The sequence below is a fragment of the Pseudomonas putida genome, assembly GCF_002906855.1.
Lineage (GTDB): Bacteria > Pseudomonadota > Gammaproteobacteria > Pseudomonadales > Pseudomonadaceae > Aquipseudomonas > Aquipseudomonas putida_N.
Genome location: NZ_MINI01000038.1, coordinates 1,140,312 through 1,157,724, shown reverse-complemented (window position 1 = coordinate 1,157,724; position 17,413 = coordinate 1,140,312). Strand labels below are relative to the sequence as shown.

The 17,413-nt window shown below is 64.0% G+C and carries 15 protein-coding genes and 1 other RNA gene; 2 read left to right on the top strand and 14 right to left on the bottom strand.

Annotated elements, in window-relative coordinates; translation table 11 throughout:
* Nucleotides 1–3 precede the first annotated feature (3 nt).
* From BGP85_RS17990 to rsmI, 14 genes are all read right to left on the bottom strand, one after another.
* Nucleotides 4–960: a D-alanine--D-alanine ligase gene (locus tag BGP85_RS17990; RefSeq protein ID WP_103449227.1), complete on the bottom strand. Its 957-nt coding sequence runs from the start codon at nt 958–960 to the stop codon at nt 4–6.
* Entirely contained in the window at nt 957–2,405 is a 1,449-nt protein-coding gene (gene murC / locus BGP85_RS17985; protein WP_103449225.1) for a UDP-N-acetylmuramate--L-alanine ligase, read from the bottom strand. Before murC ends, BGP85_RS17990 begins: the two co-directional genes overlap by 4 nt.
* Nucleotides 2,398–3,477, bottom strand: a complete 1,080-nt coding sequence (gene murG / locus BGP85_RS17980; RefSeq protein ID WP_103449224.1) for an undecaprenyldiphospho-muramoylpentapeptide beta-N-acetylglucosaminyltransferase — start codon at nt 3,475–3,477, stop codon at nt 2,398–2,400. Before murG ends, murC begins: the two co-directional genes overlap by 8 nt.
* Entirely contained in the window at nt 3,467–4,681 is a 1,215-nt protein-coding gene (gene ftsW / locus BGP85_RS17975; protein WP_103449223.1) for a putative lipid II flippase FtsW, read from the bottom strand. Before ftsW ends, murG begins: the two co-directional genes overlap by 11 nt.
* Nucleotides 4,678–6,024, bottom strand: coding sequence for a UDP-N-acetylmuramoyl-L-alanine--D-glutamate ligase (murD, locus tag BGP85_RS17970; protein ID WP_103449222.1), 1,347 nt, complete (start codon nt 6,022–6,024; stop codon nt 4,678–4,680). Before murD ends, ftsW begins: the two co-directional genes overlap by 4 nt.
* Before the next feature lie 6 nt (nt 6,025–6,030).
* Nucleotides 6,031–7,113 (bottom strand): phospho-N-acetylmuramoyl-pentapeptide-transferase, encoded by a 1,083-nt coding sequence (gene mraY, locus BGP85_RS17965; protein WP_054884625.1) that lies wholly within the window; start codon nt 7,111–7,113, stop codon nt 6,031–6,033.
* Nucleotides 7,113–8,480 carry a UDP-N-acetylmuramoyl-tripeptide--D-alanyl-D-alanine ligase gene (locus BGP85_RS17960; RefSeq protein ID WP_103449221.1) on the bottom strand — a complete coding sequence of 456 codons (1,368 nt, stop codon included), beginning with the start codon at nt 8,478–8,480 and terminating at the stop codon, nt 7,113–7,115. Before BGP85_RS17960 ends, mraY begins: the two co-directional genes overlap by 1 nt.
* Complete coding sequence (locus BGP85_RS17955) at nt 8,473–9,963, bottom strand: UDP-N-acetylmuramoyl-L-alanyl-D-glutamate--2,6-diaminopimelate ligase (protein ID WP_374755324.1); 1,491 nt, start codon at nt 9,961–9,963, stop codon at nt 8,473–8,475. The genes BGP85_RS17960 and BGP85_RS17955 overlap by 8 nt, the downstream gene beginning before the upstream one ends.
* Nucleotides 9,960–11,693: a peptidoglycan D,D-transpeptidase FtsI family protein gene (locus BGP85_RS17950; protein ID WP_181004563.1), complete on the bottom strand. Its 1,734-nt coding sequence runs from the start codon at nt 11,691–11,693 to the stop codon at nt 9,960–9,962. Before BGP85_RS17950 ends, BGP85_RS17955 begins: the two co-directional genes overlap by 4 nt.
* The gene (ftsL, locus tag BGP85_RS17945; protein WP_103449219.1) at nt 11,693–11,986 is read right to left on the bottom strand and encodes a cell division protein FtsL; all 294 of its coding nucleotides are present in this window, start codon (nt 11,984–11,986) and stop codon (nt 11,693–11,695) included. The genes BGP85_RS17950 and ftsL overlap by 1 nt, the downstream gene beginning before the upstream one ends.
* Nucleotides 11,983–12,930: a 16S rRNA (cytosine(1402)-N(4))-methyltransferase RsmH gene (rsmH, locus tag BGP85_RS17940; RefSeq protein WP_103449218.1), complete on the bottom strand. Its 948-nt coding sequence runs from the start codon at nt 12,928–12,930 to the stop codon at nt 11,983–11,985. The genes ftsL and rsmH overlap by 4 nt, the downstream gene beginning before the upstream one ends.
* Entirely contained in the window at nt 12,927–13,382 is a 456-nt protein-coding gene (gene mraZ, locus BGP85_RS17935; RefSeq protein WP_011535546.1) for a division/cell wall cluster transcriptional repressor MraZ, read from the bottom strand. The genes rsmH and mraZ overlap by 4 nt, the downstream gene beginning before the upstream one ends.
* A gap of 309 nt (nt 13,383–13,691) precedes the next feature.
* Nucleotides 13,692–14,051, bottom strand: an RNA gene (gene rnpB, locus BGP85_RS17930) — RNase P RNA component class A.
* 67 nt (nt 14,052–14,118) lie between these two features.
* Nucleotides 14,119–14,961, bottom strand: coding sequence for a 16S rRNA (cytidine(1402)-2'-O)-methyltransferase (gene rsmI / locus BGP85_RS17925; RefSeq protein WP_181004561.1), 843 nt, complete (start codon nt 14,959–14,961; stop codon nt 14,119–14,121).
* A gap of 221 nt (nt 14,962–15,182) precedes the next feature.
* Between rsmI and BGP85_RS17920 the strand changes: the two genes are divergently transcribed.
* Both BGP85_RS17920 and BGP85_RS17915 read left to right on the top strand, forming a co-directional pair.
* Nucleotides 15,183–17,000 carry a penicillin-binding protein activator gene (locus BGP85_RS17920; RefSeq protein WP_103449216.1) on the top strand — a complete coding sequence of 606 codons (1,818 nt, stop codon included), beginning with the start codon at nt 15,183–15,185 and terminating at the stop codon, nt 16,998–17,000.
* Complete coding sequence (locus tag BGP85_RS17915) at nt 17,000–17,371, top strand: YraN family protein (protein ID WP_103449215.1); 372 nt, start codon at nt 17,000–17,002, stop codon at nt 17,369–17,371. The genes BGP85_RS17920 and BGP85_RS17915 overlap by 1 nt, the downstream gene beginning before the upstream one ends.
* Nucleotides 17,372–17,413 lie beyond the last annotated feature (42 nt).

Sequence of the window (17,413 nt, the reverse complement as noted above, 5' to 3'; positions counted from 1 at the left end):
TGGTTAACCTCGCGTCGCCACGCTTTCGGCCAGGATCGCCAGCACCAGTTGCTGGAAGTCCAGGCCGGCCGCGCGGGCCGCCATGGGCACCAGGCTATGATCAGTCATGCCGGGTGCGGTGTTGACTTCGAGCAGCCAGAACCGGCCCAGCTCGTCCTGCATCACGTCCAGCCGGCCCCAGCCTTCGATGCCGATGGCATCGCAGGCGCGCGCGGTCAGGTCGATCAGTTCCTGCTCCTTGGCACTGTCCAGGCCACACGGGATGCGGTACTGGGTGTCATTGGCGATGTACTTGGCGTCGTAGTCGTAGAACACGTGCGGAGTGCCCAGGGCGATCGGCGGCAGCACCTGGCCACGCAGAACGGCGATGGTGAACTCCGGGCCGTGAATCCATTGCTCGACCAGGACTTGCGAATCGTAGCGGGCGGCGTCTTGCCAGGCAGCGATCAGTTCCTGCTCGCTATTCACCTTGGCCATGCCGATGCTAGAGCCTTCATGGGCAGGTTTGACGATAAGCGGGAAGCCCAGTTCCGTACTGGCTGCAACACAATCCTGGACACTGGCCAGCACCGCGTGGCGCGGGGTCGGAATACCCAGGCTCTGCCACACCTGCTTGGTGCGCAGCTTGTCCATGGCCAGTGCCGAAGCGAGGATGCCGCTGCCGGTGTAGGGGATGCCCAGGCACTCGAGCAGGCCCTGCATGCTGCCGTCCTCACCGCCACGGCCGTGGAGGATGATGAAGGCGCGGTCGATTTTCTCGCTCTGCAGGCGCTCCAGCAGGTCGTCACCGACATCGATGCCGACCACATCGACACCGGCACTGGTCAGTGCGTCGATCACCGCGGCGCCGGACTTCAGCGACACTTCACGCTCGGCGCTCTTGCCGCCGTATAGCACGGCCACGCGGCCGAATGCTTTCACGTCCAGGGTCGAGTGCAGTTGTTCGTAGGCGCTGGTCATTTCGACTTCTCCTGCTGGGCGCCAGCGAACAGCGGGCTTTTCATCAGTTGCGGAGCCAGGCCACCGACGTCACCGGCACCCTGGCAGATCAGGATGTCGCCGGCGCGCAGCAGCGGCTTGACCAGCGGCGCCAGCTCGGCACCACGTTCGATGTAGATCGGGTCCAGCTTGCCGCGCTGGCGGATGCTGTGGCACAGCTGGCGGCTGTCGGCACCGGGGATCGGCTCTTCGCCGGCCGGGTAGACCTCCATCAACAGCAGCACGTTGGCATCGCCCAGCACCTGGACGAAATCGTCGTACAGGTCGCGGGTACGGCTGTAGCGGTGCGGCTGGTAGACGATCACCAGGCGACGGCTTGGCCAGCCACCGCGCACGGCCTTGATCACTGCTGCCACTTCGGTCGGGTGGTGACCATAGTCATCGACCAGCATCACGCTGCCGCCGTCGACCGGCAGTTCGCCGTAGACCTGGAAGCGTCGGCCGACACCCTGGAAGCCGGACAGGCCCTGGACGATGGCTTCATCGCTGATGCCTTCGTCAGTGGCGATGGCGATGGTGGCCAAGGCGTTGAGCACGTTGTGATTGCCAGGCATGTTCACCGACACCTCGAGCGGCTCGCAGTCACGGCGCAGCACGGTGAAGTGGGTCTGCATGCCCTGCTGGCGCACGTTGATGGCGCGGATGTCGGCCTCTTCGCTGAAACCGTAGGTGACGGTCGGGCGCTTGACCTGCGGCAGGATCTCGCGCACGACAGGGTCGTCCAGGCACATCACGGCCAGGCCATAGAACGGCAGGTTGTGCAGGAACTCGACGAAGGTCTTCTTCAGCTTGTTGAAGTCACCCTCGTAGGTTGCCATGTGGTCGGCGTCGATGTTGGTGACCACGGCTACCATCGGCTGCAGGTGCAGGAAGCTGGCATCGCTTTCGTCGGCTTCGGCAATCAGGTAGCGGCTGGTGCCCAGCTGCGCGTTGGTACCGGCAGCGGTCAGGCGACCACCGATGACGAAAGTCGGGTCCAGACCGCCGGCGGCGAATACCGAAGCCAACAGGCTGGTGGTGGTGGTCTTGCCGTGGGTACCGGCAACCGCCACGCCATGGCGATAGCGCATCAGCTCGGCGAGCATCTCGGCACGCGGTACCACCGGAATACGCCGCTCCAGGGCGGTGGCGACTTCCGGGTTGGCTGGGTTGATGGCGCTGGACACCACCAGCACATCGGCATTGGCGGCGTTCTCGGCGCGGTGGCCGACGAAGATCTCGGCGCCGAACGACTCCAGGCGCTCGGTAACCGGCGACGCCTTGAGGTCGGAACCGGACACCTGGTAGCCCAGGTTCAGCAGCACTTCAGCGATACCGCACATGCCCACGCCGCCGATACCGACGAAGTGGATACGATTGATGCGGCCCATCTTCGGCTGGGGCATGGCTTTCTGGCTTTCAACCATGGGCCACCTCCAGGCAGATATCGACCACGGTGCTGGTTGCAGCAGGTTTGGCCAGGCGCCGTGCGGTGCCAGCCATGGTGTTGAGTTTCTCGGGTTGCATCAGCACCTCGTTCAGGCGTTCAGCGAGTTGCGCTGCGCCAGTTGTCGCTTGTGGCATGAGGAAGGCAGCACCTTCCTGGGCCAGATATTGGGCGTTGTAGGTCTGGTGGTCGTCGATCGCGTGGGGCAAAGGCACCAGCATTGAAGGCAGGCCCGCCGCCGCGAGTTCGCTGACTGTCAGGGCACCGGCCCGGCAGACCACGATATCGGCCCAGCCATAGGCATGGGCCATGTCCTTGATGAACGGTTCGACCTGAGCGTCGACACCCGCTTCGCGGTAACGCTCGGCAGTGGCCGGCGCATGGTGCTTGCCGGCCTGGTGGAACACCTCTGGGCGCAGGTTCGCCGGTACTTCGGACAGGGCCTTAGGCAACAATTTGTTCAATGGTTCCGCACCCAGGCTGCCCCCCATCACCAGCAGGCGCGCGCGGCGCTCGGCCAGGGGCGCCCGTTGGGCATCCATGAACAGCTCCGGGCGCACCGGGTTGCCGGTGGTACGCAGCTTGTCGCTGGCGTCGAAGGTCGCCGGGAAGGCTTCGCAGACACGCGCCGCAAGGGGCAGCAGCAGGCGGTTGGTGGTACCGGCACGGGCGTTCTGCTCGTGGATCACCAACGGCACACCGCACAGCCGTGCGGCAACGCCGCCTGGGCCGGTCACATAGCCGCCGAAGCCAACTACACAGACGGGCTTGAGCTCGCGCACGATACGGCGCGCCTGGAGCACCGCCTTGACCAGGGTGAACGGTGCCTTGAGCAGCGAAAGCTTGCCTTTGCCACGCAGGCCACTGACCTGAATCAGGTGCAGTGGCAGGCCGGCTTGCGGCACCAGTTCGTTCTCGATGCCACGCGGGGTGCCCAGCCAATGCACGGTGTAGCCGCGGGCCTGGAATTCACGGGCGCAGGCCAGGGCCGGGAACACGTGGCCCCCGGTGCCGCCTGCCATGATCAGTACGTTCCTGCCGTCAGCGGCCATGACTGGTCTCCTCGGCAAAATCGCTCTCTTTGAATTCGTGCTCCTCGCTGCCCAGGTGCGTGCGACTTTCCCATTCGATGCGCAACAGCAAACCCACGCAAGCACAGCAGATCACCAGCGATGAACCGCCGTAACTGAGGAATGGCAGGGTCAGGCCCTTGGTCGGCAGCAGGCCGACGTTCACGCCGATGTTGATCAGGAACTGGCCGATCCACAGGAACGCCAGGCCGAACGCCATGTAGGCGGCGAAGAACTGCTTCGCCTTCTCTGCCCACAGGCCGATGTACAGCGCGCGGATGGTGACGAAGACGAACAGCGCGATGGTCACCAGCGAGCCAACCACGCCAAGCTCTTCGGCCAGTACCGAGAACACGAAGTCGGTGTGCGCTTCAGGCAGGTAGAACTGCTTCTGCACGCTGTTCCCCAGGCCGACACCCAGCCACTCGCCGCGGCCGAAGGCGATCAGTGCCTGGGTCAGCTGGTAGCCGGAGCCGAACTGGTCGGACCAGGGGTCGGTGAAGGTGATCAGGCGCGCCATCCGGTAAGGCTGCGCCTGTACCAGGATGAACACCGCAGCCACCGCCAGCACCACCATCAGGCTGAAGCGGAACAGCCCCACCCCGCCGAGGAACAGCATCGCGGCGGCGGCCCCCATCATCACCACGGTGGCGCCGAAGTCCGGTTCCATCAGCAGCAGAGCCGCCATTGGCAGCAGCACGATGAACGGCTTGAAGAAGCCCATCCAGGTCTCGCGCACCTCGGTCTGCCGGCGCACCAGGTAGCCAGCCAGGTAGATGACCACGAACACCTTGGCGATCTCAGAGGGCTGCACGTTGAAGAAGCTGAAGCCGATCCAGCGCATCGAACCGTTCACTTCACGGCCGATCCCCGGCACCAGCACCAGCACCAGCAGGCCGAAGGCACCGATCAGCATCATGAAGCCCATGCGCTGCCAGGTGGCGATCGGCACCATCATGGTCGCGCCACAGGCAACCAGGCCGAGGAACACGTACACCAGGTGACGGTACATGTGGTACAGCGGGTTACCGGACTGCACCGCAGCAACTTCCGACGACGCCGAGGTGATCATCACCAGGCCCAGGCCCAGCAGCGCCAGGCAACCGGCCAGCATGGCGAAGTCGAGGTCGACGCCACGGCCGCTGATCAGCGGCGACGGATACGGCTTGAGGATGCCGAAGATCATGCCAGCCCTCCCGCCGCCTGGGCGAACAGGCGCCCGCGTTCTTCGAAGTTCTTGAACATGTCGAGGCTGGCGCAGGCCGGCGACAGCAGCACCGCGTCACCCGGCTGGGCCAGCTCGGCGCACTGCTGCACAGCCTCATCCAGGGTCTTGACCCGCACCAGCGGCACGCCATCGCCCAGGGCCTCGGCCAGGCGCTCGGCATCACGGCCAAGCAGCACCACGGCGCGACAGAAGTTGTTGACCGGCTCGCGCAGGGCGGCGAAATCGGCACCCTTGCCGTCGCCACCGGCGATCAGCACCAGTTTGCCGTCGATGTCCGCACCCAGGCCTTCGATCGCCGCCAGGGCAGCACCAACGTTGGTGGCCTTGGAATCGTCGTACCAGTTGACGGCGTTGCGCTCACGGATCCACTGGCAACGGTGAGCCAGGCCCTTGAATTCACGCAGCGCTTCGAGCATTGGCTCGAACGGCAGGCCGGCAGCGTGACCGAGGGCCAGGGCCGCCAGGGCGTTGCTCTGGTTGTGGGCGCCACGAACCTTCAACTCACGCACCGGCATCAGCGTCTGGAATTCGTACGCCAGGTATTTCTCGCCATCGACTTCGCGCAGGCCGAAGGCCTTGAAATCTGGCTGGTTGAGACCGAAGGTGAAGCATGGGCGGCCTTCCACCGGCAGCGGCCGGCTCAGGGCATCCTGGCGGTTGACCACGACCTGACGGGCACCGCGGAAGATCCGGTGCTTGGCCAGGTGGTAGGCCGGCAGGCCGCTGTAGCGGTCCATGTGGTCTTCGCTGATATTCAGCACGGTGGCCACTTCGGCGTTGAGCTGGTCGGTGGTCTCCAGCTGGAAGCTCGACAGCTCCAGCACATACAGCTCGACATCGTCGCTCAGCAGGTCCAGCGCCGGGGTGCCCAGGTTGCCACCCACGGCCACGCGCTTGCCGGCCTTGGCGGCCATCTCGCCGACCAGGGTGGTAACGGTGCTTTTCGCGTTGGAGCCGCTGATCGCCACGATCGGCGCCTTGGCATGGCGGGCGAACAGTTCGATGTCACCGGACAGCTGCACGCCACGTGCCGCCGCCTGCTGCAGGGCCGGGGTGGCCAGGGCCAGGCCCGGACTCACGTACAGCTCGTTGGCGCGGCACAGGAAGTCCACGTCCAGTTCACCACAGCGCACTTCCACCTGCGGGTAATCACGGCGCAGGGTTTCCAGTTCCGGCGGTTGCTCACGGGTGTCGGCGACCGCAAAGGCAATGCCCCGGTTCGCCAGGAAGCGAACCAGGGACATGCCGCTCTTGCCGAGGCCGACAACGATGCGGAATTGGTCGGAAGCGATCAATGACACGCTTTTCTACCTCAGTTTCAGGGTTGCCAGGCCGATCAGTACCAGAATCACGGTGATGATCCAGAAACGGACGATCACGCGTGGCTCAGGCCAGCCCTTGAGTTCAAAGTGGTGGTGAATCGGTGCCATGCGGAACACGCGCTTGCCGGTGAGCTTGAACGAGGCGACCTGAATCACCACCGACAGGGTTTCCATCACGAAGATGCCGCCCATGATGAACAGCACGATCTCCTGGCGCACGATCACGGCGATGGTGCCCAATGCAGCGCCCAGCGCCAGTGCGCCGACGTCGCCCATGAACACCTGGGCCGGATAGGTGTTGAACCACAGGAAGCCCAGGCCGGCACCGATCAGCGCGCCGCAGAACACGATCAGCTCGCCCGAGCCCGGTACGTAAGGGATCAGCAGGTATTCGGCAAACTTCACGTTACCCGACAGGTAGCAGAAGATACCCAGGGCGCCGCCGACCATCACGGTTGGCATGATCGCCAGGCCATCGAGGCCGTCGGTCAGGTTGACCGCGTTGCTCGAACCGACGATGACGAAATAGGTCAGTACGACGAAGCCGATACCCAGCGGGATGGTGACGTCCTTGAGGAACGGCACGATCAAGGTGGTTTCGACAGTAGTCGGGGCGGTCATGTACAGGAACACCGCCGCGCCCAGGCCGAACACCGACTGCCAGAAGTACTTCCAGCGGCTCGGCAGGCCACGTGAGTTCTTTTCGATCACCTTGCGGTAGTCGTCGACCCAGCCGATGGCACCGAACAGCAGAGTGACGATCAGCACGGTCCAGACATAGCGGTTGGACAGGTCGGCCCACAGCAGGGTGCTGACGCCGATTGCAGACAGGATCAGTGCGCCACCCATGGTCGGAGTGCCGGACTTGGACAGGTGCGATTGCGGGCCGTCGTTACGAACGGCCTGACCGATCTGGCGAATCTGCAGGGTACGGATCATCCACGGCCCCAGCCACAGCGCCAGTGACAACGCGGTCAGTACACCAAGAATCCCGCGCAGGGACAGGTACTGGAAGACCGCGAAGCCCTTGTGGAACTGTTGCAGATACTCGGCCAACAGCAGCAGCATTAATGTTTCTCCCCGCTGGCACCGCACAATGCAGCCACGACGTTTTCCATCGCAGCGCTGCGCGAGCCCTTGATCAAGATAGTGGTGTCGCTGGCAGTCTCGGCGCGAACGGCGTCGATCAGCTCAGCTTGAGTGGCGAAATGACGGCCATTGGCGCCGAACGCCTTGACCGCATGAACCATGTTTGAACCTGTTGCATACACGGCGTCAACCTTGCCGCGTGCGTAATCACCCACCTGCCGGTGGCCTTCTTCCGCCCACTGACCCAGTTCGCCGATATCCCCCAGCACCAGAACGGTGCGCCCGGAAAAGGCGCGGAGTATATCAATGGCCGCGCACATCGAGGTGGGATTTGCGTTGTAGGTATCGTCGATTACCCGCACACCGCTCGGGGCGATTTGCGCCACGGTACGGCCCTTGACCGGCTGCACGGCGTTGAGGCCGGCGGCGATGCCATTCAGGCTCAGACCAACGGCATGGGCAGCGGCGGCAGCGGCCAGGGCGTTGCTGACGTTGTGTTCGCCTAGCACATTGAGTTGCACGTCTACCGTTTCACCCGCGCCATGCAGTTTGAACGACGGGCAGCCACGGGCATCGCGACCGATGTCGCTGGCGTAAAAATCAGCCTGATCGTTGCCACGAGCGAAGCTGATTACCTTGTGCGCACCGGCACGGGCCTTCCAGATGGCGAAGGCTTTGTCGTCCAGGTTGAGAATGGCGATACCGCCCTCGCCCAGGCCTTCGAGGATCTCGCCCTTGGCTTCGACGATCTTCTCGGGGCCGCCGAACTCGCCAACGTGGGCAGTACCGGCGTTGTTGATGATCACCACCTGCGGCTGGGTCAGGCCGACGGTGTAGCGGATTTCACCGATGCGCGAAGCGCCCAGCTCGATCACCGCAGCGCTGTGCTCCGGAGCGATTTCAAGCAAGGTCAGCGGTGCACCTAGGTCGTTGTTCAGGTTGCCGCGGGTGGCATGCACCAGGCCGCGGGTGCGCAAGATGCTGGCGAGCATCTCCTTGACCGTGGTCTTGCCGCTGGAACCGGTGATGGCGACGACTGGCTTGTCGAAGGCAGCGCGGTTCAGCGCACCGAGCTGGCCGAGTGCTACGCGGCAGTCGGCAACCAGCAGCTGCGGCAGATCAACATCGGCAATTTCGCGCTCGACCAGTGCAGCAACGGCGCCTTTGGTTTGCACGTCGGCGAGGTAGTCATGGCCATCGAAGCGTGGCCCGCTCAGGGCAACGAACAACTGGCCGGCAGCAACGCTGCGGCTGTCGATGCTGACACCGGTGAAGCTGGCGTCGGCGTTGACCAGGCGCGCATTCAAAGCGCCGGTCAGCTGGCTGAGGGTCATGGGCTTAAGCATGTGGTGCCTCCCAGGCTGCAAGTGCCTTGTCGGCTTCGATCAGGTCGGAGAAGGCATGGCGCTCGCCATTGATCTCCTGGTAGTCCTCGTGCCCCTTGCCGGCCAGGACGATCACGTCATCGGCAGCAGCGGTGGCGATCAGGTGAGCAATGGCTTCACCACGGCCAGCGACGAACTCGATGTCGGCAGGCTTGGCGAAACCAGGGCGAATGTCGTCGAAGATGCGCAGCGGGTCTTCAGTACGCGGGTTGTCGTCGGTGACCAGCACCCGGTCGGCCAGGCGCTCGGCCACTTCGGCCATCAGCGGGCGCTTGCCGCGATCACGGTCACCACCGCAGCCGAACAGGCACAGCAGCTCGCCGTGAGCATGCGGGCGCAAGGCTTCGAGGACTTTTTCCAGGGCATCAGGGGTATGTGCGTAATCGACCACTACCAGCGGCTTGTCACCGCCACCCAGGCGCTGCATGCGGCCGACCGGGCCCTGCAGGGCGGGGACGACCTTGAGGATCTCCTCCAACGAGTAGTCCAGCGCCAGCAGCGTGGCCACCGCCGCGAGCATGTTGCTCAGGTTGAAGCGACCCAGCAGCTGGCTACGCAGAGTGCGCTCACCTTGAGCGGTGACGAGCGTGGCGCGCACGCCATCATCATCGAAATGCGCTTCGCGGCAGAACAGCGAAGCGTCCGGGTTTTCCAGGCTGTAGCTGAGCAGCCGGGTCTCGATATGATCGACACTCGGGCGGCGAGCAAAATCGTCGGCCAAGCGGCGACCGAAGTCATCATCCAGGTTGACCACCTGGCAACGCAGGCTCGGCCATGCGAACAGCCTGGCCTTGGCGGCCTCGTAGGCCTCCATGCTGCCGTGGTAGTCCAGATGGTCGCGGGACAGGTTGGTCATGACCGCGATATCGAATTCCAGCGCAGCAACACGGCCCTGCTCCAGGGCGTGGGACGAAACCTCCATGGCCACAGCCTTGGCGCCGCCCTTCTTGAGGTCGCTCAAGGTCGACTGCACGGCGATCGGATCGGGCGTGGTCAGGCGGCCGCTCTGCAGCTCGCCATAGAAGCCGGTGCCCAAGGTGCCGATCAGGCCGCAGCGCTGGCCCAGCGCATCGAGCGCCTGAGCCACCAGCTGCGTGACGCTGGTCTTGCCATTGGTGCCGGTGACGCCCACCAGGTTCAGCTGACGGCTCGGCTCGCCGTAGAAGCGCCCGGCAATTTGCGACAGCTGGCCGATCAGACCCTTCACAGGAATCAGCGGTACATCGGTAAGCGGCAGCACGTTGACGCCCTGCTCTTCGTAAGCCACGGCCGCAGCGCCACGCGACAGTGCATCGGCAATGTGCTCACGGCCATCAACCTTGGCACCTGGCACGGCCAGGAACAGGTCGCCCTGACGCACCTGACGGCTATCCAGGGTCAGTTCACGGATCAGCGGATCACGGCTGGCGTGGGCGAAAAGCTTGCTCAATGGCATCGTCATCATCCACGCCCTCCCTTGGCGGGTGCTGCACTGGCCTGCTGCGGATCACTCGGCGGCGGCAGGTTATCTGGCGGCACGTTCATCAGGCGCAGGGTTCCCGACATGACCTTGCTGAATACGGGGGCCGATACCAGACCACCGAAGTAACCACCCTTGCCCGGCTCGTCGATGACCACGACGATGGCGTAGCGCGGGTCGCTCATCGGGCCGAAGCCGGCGAACAGCGAGCGGTAGGCGTTTTCGGTGTAACCCTTGGAGCCGACGGTGGCCTTACGTGCGGTACCGGACTTGCCGGCCACGTGGTAGAACGGCACCTGGGCACGGAACACGCCGCGCGGCGCTTCGATCACCTGCTGCAGCATGCCTTGGACGGTTTCGGCGGTTTCCTTCGGAATGGCCTGCACCGCTTCCGGCGCCTTGTCGACCTTGAGGATCGACAGCGGCACCATCTTGCCGTCGTTGGCCAGCGCCGCGTAGGCGTGCACCAGCTGCAGGGCGGTCACCGACACACCGTAGCCGTAGGACAGGGTCGCGGTCTCAGCCTTGCGCCACTCACGGTGGTTGGGCAGGTTGCCGACGCGCTCGCCCGGGAAGCCGAGGCCGGTGTACTGGCCCAGGCCGACCTGGGACATGACCCGGTAGATGGCCTCGCCGCCGATATCGAAGGCGATCTTGCTCATGCCGACGTTGGATGAGTTGATCAGGATGCCGGTCAGGTCGAGGATCGGGCCCTCGCTCTTGGACACGTCCTTGATGGTGTAGCGACCAATCTGCAGGCTGCCCGGATACACCTCGACCTTGTCGCTCGGCTTCCAGCGGCCACTCTGCAGCGCCGCACTCATCGAGATCGGCTTGACCGTCGAGCCCGGCTCGAACACGTCGATGATCGCCCGGTTACGCATGGCGGCCGGGAACATGCTGCGACGGTTGTTCGGGTTGTAGGTCGGCTGGTTGACCATGGCCAGGACCTCACCGGTCTTGACGTCCATGATCACCAGGCTGCCGGCCTTGGCGTCCTGTTCGGCAATGGCGTTGCGCAGTTCGCGGGTGGCCAGGTATTGCAGGCGCAGGTCGATCGACAACGCCAAGGTCTTGCCGGCCTTGGCGTTCTTGGTGACCTGGATGTCCTTGATCAGCCGGCCGCGCCGGTCCTTGATCACTTGCCGCTTACCGGGCACGCCGGCCAGCCATTCATCGTAGGCCAGCTCCACGCCTTCGCGACCATGGTCGTCGAGGTCGGTGAAGCCGACCATGTGCGCGGTCACGTCGCCGGCCGGATAGAAGCGGCGGAATTCTTCCAGTCCATACACGCCCGGGACTTTCAGATCGAGCACGTGCTGGCCCTGCTCCGGGGTCAGGCCGCGGACCAGGTAGATAAACTCTTTGTTGGCCTGCTGGGTCAGGCGCTCGGTCAGTTGCTGTGCGTTCTGCCCAAGGGCAGCAGCCAGCTGCGGCCAGCGATCCTTGGCGGCCTGCATTTCCTTGGGGTTGGCCCACAAGGTGGTGACCGGGGTACTGACCGCCAGCGGCTCGCCGTTGCGGTCGGTGATCAGGCCACGGTGCGCAGGAATGGGAATGTGACGCAGGCTGCGAGCATCGCCCTGGCCCTTGAGGAAGTCACGGTCGACTACCTGCAGGTCGATGATGCGCCAGCAGATGGCGCCGACCATCAGGGCCAGCAAGCCGATCACTACCCGGAAGCGCCAGGGGTAGAGTGCGCCTTCGAGCTTCATCATGGCGCCACCATCCGTACTTCGTCAGCTGCAGGCACACGCATCTTCAGCTGCTCGGAGGCCAGGCTCTCGATACGGCTGGAGGCGGTCCAGGTGCTTTGCTCGAGAATCAGCCGGCCCCACTCGGCCTGGGCCTTGTCACGCTCGTTCAACTCGCCGTACAGGGTGTTGAGCAACTGACGATTCCAGTGGGCACTGTAAGACACGGCAATGGCCGAAATGAGCACACCGACAAACAGCAGAAGCATCAGGAAGCTTCCGCCTGGCAGAGGTTTGGCAAATAGCCGGCTCACCGAAGCTTCTCCGCCACCCGCATCACGGCGCTGCGCGACCGCGGGTTGGCCTTGAGTTCGGCTTCGGAGGCAAACTGGGCCTTGCCGATCAGCTTGATCTTCGGCTCGAAGATCTTGTGCTGTACCGGCAGGTTGCGTGGCAGGTTGTCGGCCTCGCCCTTGACCAGTTTGCGCATGAACAGCTTGACGATGCGGTCTTCCAGCGAGTGGAAGCTGATGACCGCCAGACGGCCGCCTACTTCCAGGGCGTCGAGCGCAGCTTCCAGGCCAGTCTCGAGGTCACCCAGCTCGTTATTGACGTGGATACGCAGGCCCTGGAAGGCACGGGTCGCCGGGTTTTTGCCCTTTTCCCAGGCCGGGTTGGCGACCTTGAGCACTTCAGCCAGATCAGCGGTGCGGGTGAAGGGCTGCTTCTCACGGCGCTCGACCACGGCACGGGCCATGCGCCCGGCAAAGCGCTCTTCACCGTATTCCTTGAAGACACGGGCAATTTCTTCGACGGGGGCGGTGGCGATGAACTCGGCAGCGCTGATGCCCTGATCCGGATTCATACGCATGTCCAGCGGCCCATCGTTGAGGAAGCTGAAGCCACGCTCGGGGTCATCCAGCTGCGGCGAGGACACGCCCAGGTCAAGCAGGATACCGCTGACCTTGCCGGCCAGACCACGCTCGGCGACTTCCGAGCCGAGCTCGGCAAAACTGCGTTGCACAATGACAAAGCGGCCGTCTTCGGCCGCCAGCGCTTGCCCGGTGGCAATCGCTTGAGGATCTTTGTCGAAGCCCAGCAGCCGCCCTTGCGGTCCGAGTTTGCTGAGGATCAGGCGGCTATGGCCGCCACGCCCGAAGGTGCCGTCCAGATAGCAACCGTCGGCGCGCAGGGCCAATGCCTCGACAGCTTCGTCGAGGAGGACGGTGATGTGGTTGAAGCCGCTATCTATGGTCACAGGATCAGGTCACGCAAATCGTCGGGCATGGCGCCCGGTTGTTGGATAGCTGCAAGGTCGGCTGCCGAAACCGCGTTCCAGGCATCCTCATCCCACAGCTGGAATTTGTTCAGCTGCCCCACCAGCATCGCCTTCTTGTCCAGCTTGGCGTACTCACGCAGGCGGGGCGGCACCAGGAAACGCCCACTGCCATCGAGCTCCAGGTCAACCGCATTACCGATCAGCAAGCGCTGCAGGCGGCGGTTTTCCTCACGCAACGACGGCAAGGCACGCAACTTGGCTTCAATCTGCTCCCACTCATCGAGGGGATAAACACACAAGCAGGGGTCAACAGCGTCGATGGTCACGATCAGCTGACCATTGCAACGCGAATCGAGCTCGTCACGGTACCGGCTCGGCATGGCGAGACGGCCCTTGGCATCGAGGCTGACGGCGTTGGCTCCGCGGAACACGGCTGCGATTCCCCACAATGGTAACTTTTTTGTGCCAGAAAACCCACTTCATCCCACTTTCTGCCACTTGCGCACACTATAGGAATCCGCCCGCTGCACCGTCAAGGCACGTTCATAAGGAAAAGCCTTACAGGACCGAGATTTAGCGCAACAAAGGAATGCGGAAGGACTGCCAGACGGGGAAAAACACGAGAAAAATCAAACCGACTCAAACGAATGCCGTTCGAAGTTAAAGTGAATTATTAAGAGTAAGATCTTTTTGGTATTACCAAGAGGGATCTGCTATCGAATCAAGCAGGAAGGGAAAAGGTGGAGAGTCGATCTGTAAGCCGGGTTTTGTCGAGGACAGTCATTCCTCTACGACGGCCATCACTGGACGCCTCTAGCAACCTACCCGGTTCCGACGCGGGCCACGCCTGATGGAACCCTATTTGGTCTTGCTCCGAGTGGGGTTTACCTAGCCACGAACTGTTGCCAGCCGTGCGGTGCGCTCTTACCGCACCTTTTCACCCTTACCGGCACCGAAGTGCTTAGGCGGTTATTTTCTGTGGCACTTTCCGTAGGCTCGCGCCTCCCAGGCGTTACCTGGCACTCCGCCCTATGGAGCCCGGACTTTCCTCCCCCATCTTTTGCGGAACAAAAGACGGCAGCGACTGTCCGATCGACTCTCCGCCGACAAGGTTAACGGCACGCGCGCGCAAGAACAAGCGATACCGTCAATTATGTCTAATTGCCACTACTGCGCTTTCTGTTTTTCCAGGGCCACTTGATACAACAGGTTCTTGCGCACGCCAGTGATTTCCGCTGCCAATGCCGCCGCCCTTTTCAGTGGCAATTCGGCCAGCAGCAGATCCAATACACGCTGCGCCTCGGCACTGATCGCATCCTCGCCTTCAGGTGCACTCCAGCCACCGACCAGCACCACGCACTCGCCGCGCTGCTGGTTGCTGTCGCCGGCGACGAACGCACGCAGTTCAGCCAACGGCAGGCCTTTGAGGGTCTCGAAGGTCTTGGTCAGCTCGCGCGCCAGCAGCGCCGGGCGCTCGCCGCCGAACACCAGCTCCATGTCTTCGAGACACTCCAGGATGCGGTGAGGCGCCTCGTAAAAGATCAGCGTGCGAGGCTCTTCCTTGACCTGCTCCAGACGCGCCCGACGCCCGGCGGCCTTGGCTGGCAGGAAGCCTTCGAAGATGAAGCGGTCGGAAGGCAGGCCGGCTGCCGAAAGCGCGGCAATCAAGGCGCAGGCGCCTGGCACTGGCACCACGCTGACCCCGGCGGCCCGCGCCTGGCGCACCAGATGGTAGCCCGGGTCGGAAATCAGCGGCGTACCGGCATCGGATACCAGCGCCACATCTTCACCGGCCAGCAGCTTGGTGATGAAGCGCCCGCCCTCGTCGCGCTCGTTGTGCTCATGACAGGCCGCCAGCGGCGTATCGATGCCGAAATGCTGCAACAGGCGGATCGAATGCCGGGTGTCCTCGGCGGCGATCAGGGCGACATCGGCCAGCACCTTGAGCGCCCTGGCGCTCATGTCATCAAGGTTGCCGATGGGGGTCGCGACCACATAAAGCGTCCCCATGGTGGATTTCGAAGCCCCGGCCACATCAGTCACTGCACACATCCTGCCTTTCGGATCAAAGGCGCTATTGTAGCCCGAGCGCCGGTAACAGGGCGCAAAGAACTTCATCGGCGGTCATCGGCCAGACGCCTATAGTGAAGGTTCTGCTAACGGCAGATCGCGCCCCGGCCGCCGCTTGGGTACAATTGCCGGCCAACTTGATCGAGTAACAGGACCTTTACATGATCGCTTGCCTGCGGCTGCTCACAGCCCTCTGCCTCGCTGCCCTGCTGGCAGCCTGCGCCAGCTCGCCCTCATCCAGCCTGGGCGAACTGCCACGCACCCCGGATGCCAGCATCGAGCAACTGCTCGAGAAGGCCGCCACCAGCAAGTCCGCCGAAGACGCTGCCCTGCTGCGCCTGAGCGCTGCCGACCTGGCTTACAAGCAGAAGGACTTCCCACGCGCCGCACGCATCCTCGAGCAGGTGCCGATGGACACGCTCAAGCCGGCCCAGCAGATCTTCGCCGCCACCCTCGGCGCCGAACTGGCCATGAGCCGCAACCAGCCCAAGGCCGCGCTGACCGCGCTGTCCCACCCGAGCCTGCAACACATCGCAGAGCTGCCCGAGCAACAGCAGGTGCGCACCTACAGCGTCCACGCCGCCGCCCTCGAGGCCGACGGCCAGGCCATGGCCGCCGCCCAGCAACGCGTGCTGCTGAGCCCGCTGCTCAGCGGTCAGGCTGCCAGCGCCAACAATGACGCGATCTGGGCCCTGGTCGCTTCGCTGCCGCCGGAGCAGTTGCAACAGCCTGCCAACAACGAAATCCTGGCCGGCTGGACCAGCCTGGCGCTGGCAGTGAAAAGCGCCGGCACCCTGGAGCAGCAGCAGGCTGCCATCGAAGCCTGGCGCAACCAGCACCCTGATCACCCAGCCGCCAAGCAGCTGCCAACGGCCCTGACCAAGCTCAAGGAACTGGCCAGCCAACCGCTGACCAAAATCGCCCTGCTGCTGCCCCAGGAAGGCCCACTGGCCGGCGTTGCCCGCGCCCTGCGTGACGGCTTCATGGCCGCCCACTTCCAGGCCCAGCAGGCAGGCGGGCAAGCGCCTGCCGTGCAGGTCTACGACAGTTCGCGCATCGGCTCGCTCGACGCCTTCTATCGCCAGGCCCAGGCCGATGGCGTGCAACTGGTGGTCGGCCCGCTTGAAAAGCCGCTGGTCAAGCAGCTTGCTGGCAACACCCAGCTGCCCATCACCACCCTCGCCTTGAACTACGCCGACGCCGGCCAGAAAGCACCACCCCAGCTGTTCCAGTTCGGCCTCGCCGCCGAGGACGAAGCCCGCGAAGTGGCACGTCGCGCCCGCGCTGACGGCATGGTCCGCGCCGTGGCCCTGGTACCGAGCGGTGAGTGGGGTGACCGCGTGCTGGCCGCCTTCCGTCAGGACTGGGAAGGCAATGGCGGCATTATCATCGCCGCCGAGCGCATCGCCCAGCCGGTTGCACTGGCCCAGCAGATCGCCAGCCTGTTCCAGTTGCGCCAGAGCGAAGGCCGCGCCCAGAGCCTGCAGAGTACCGTGGGCGGCAACATCGCGGCCCAACCGTCGCGTCGCCAGGACATCGATTTCATCTTCCTCGCCTCGACCCCACAACAGGCACAGCAGATCAAGCCGACCCTGAACTTCCAGTACGCCGGTGACGTACCGGTCTACGCCACCTCGAACCTGTACAGCGCCAGTGGTGACGTCAACCAGTACAACGACATGAACGGCATTCGTTTCTGCGAAACCCCGTGGCTGCTCGACACCAGCAACAGCCTGCGCCAACAGGTCGTGCAGCAGTGGCCGCAAGCCGCAGGCAGCCTCGGCCGCCTGTACGCCATGGGTGTCGACGCCTACAGCCTGGCACCACGCCTGGGCCAGCTGAAGGCATTGCCAGACAACCGCGTGCAAGGCCTGTCCGGCAGCCTGAGCATCAACGCCAGCCAGCGCGTCGAGCGCCAGCTGCCATGGGCCGAGTTCACCGGCGGCCAGGTCAAGCGTCTGCCAGACACCTCGCGCTGATGCCCAAAGCATCGCCGACTAGCGCTGGCCAGGCGGCAGAAACCCAAGCCCTTGAGTACCTTCAAGGGCAAGGCCTGCAACTGCTGACACGCAATTGGCGATGCAAAGGCGGCGAGCTTGATCTGGTCATGCTCGACGCCGATACAGTAGTATTCGTCGAAGTCCGCTACCGGTTGCACGCGGACTTCGGTGGCGCCCTCGGCAGCATTGACGGGCGCAAGCAGAAACGGTTGGTGCTTGCCGCCACTCTGTTCCTGCAGAAGGAGTTCCGCTGGGCCAATCACCCCTGCCGCTTCGATGTTGTCGCCATGCAGGGCAGTCGCCATGCAGGCCAGCCGCTTCAATGGCTGAAAAACGCCTTCGAATGCTGAACCCACTCCGATTTTTTTGCTCTATGTTTCGCGGGCTGGTCC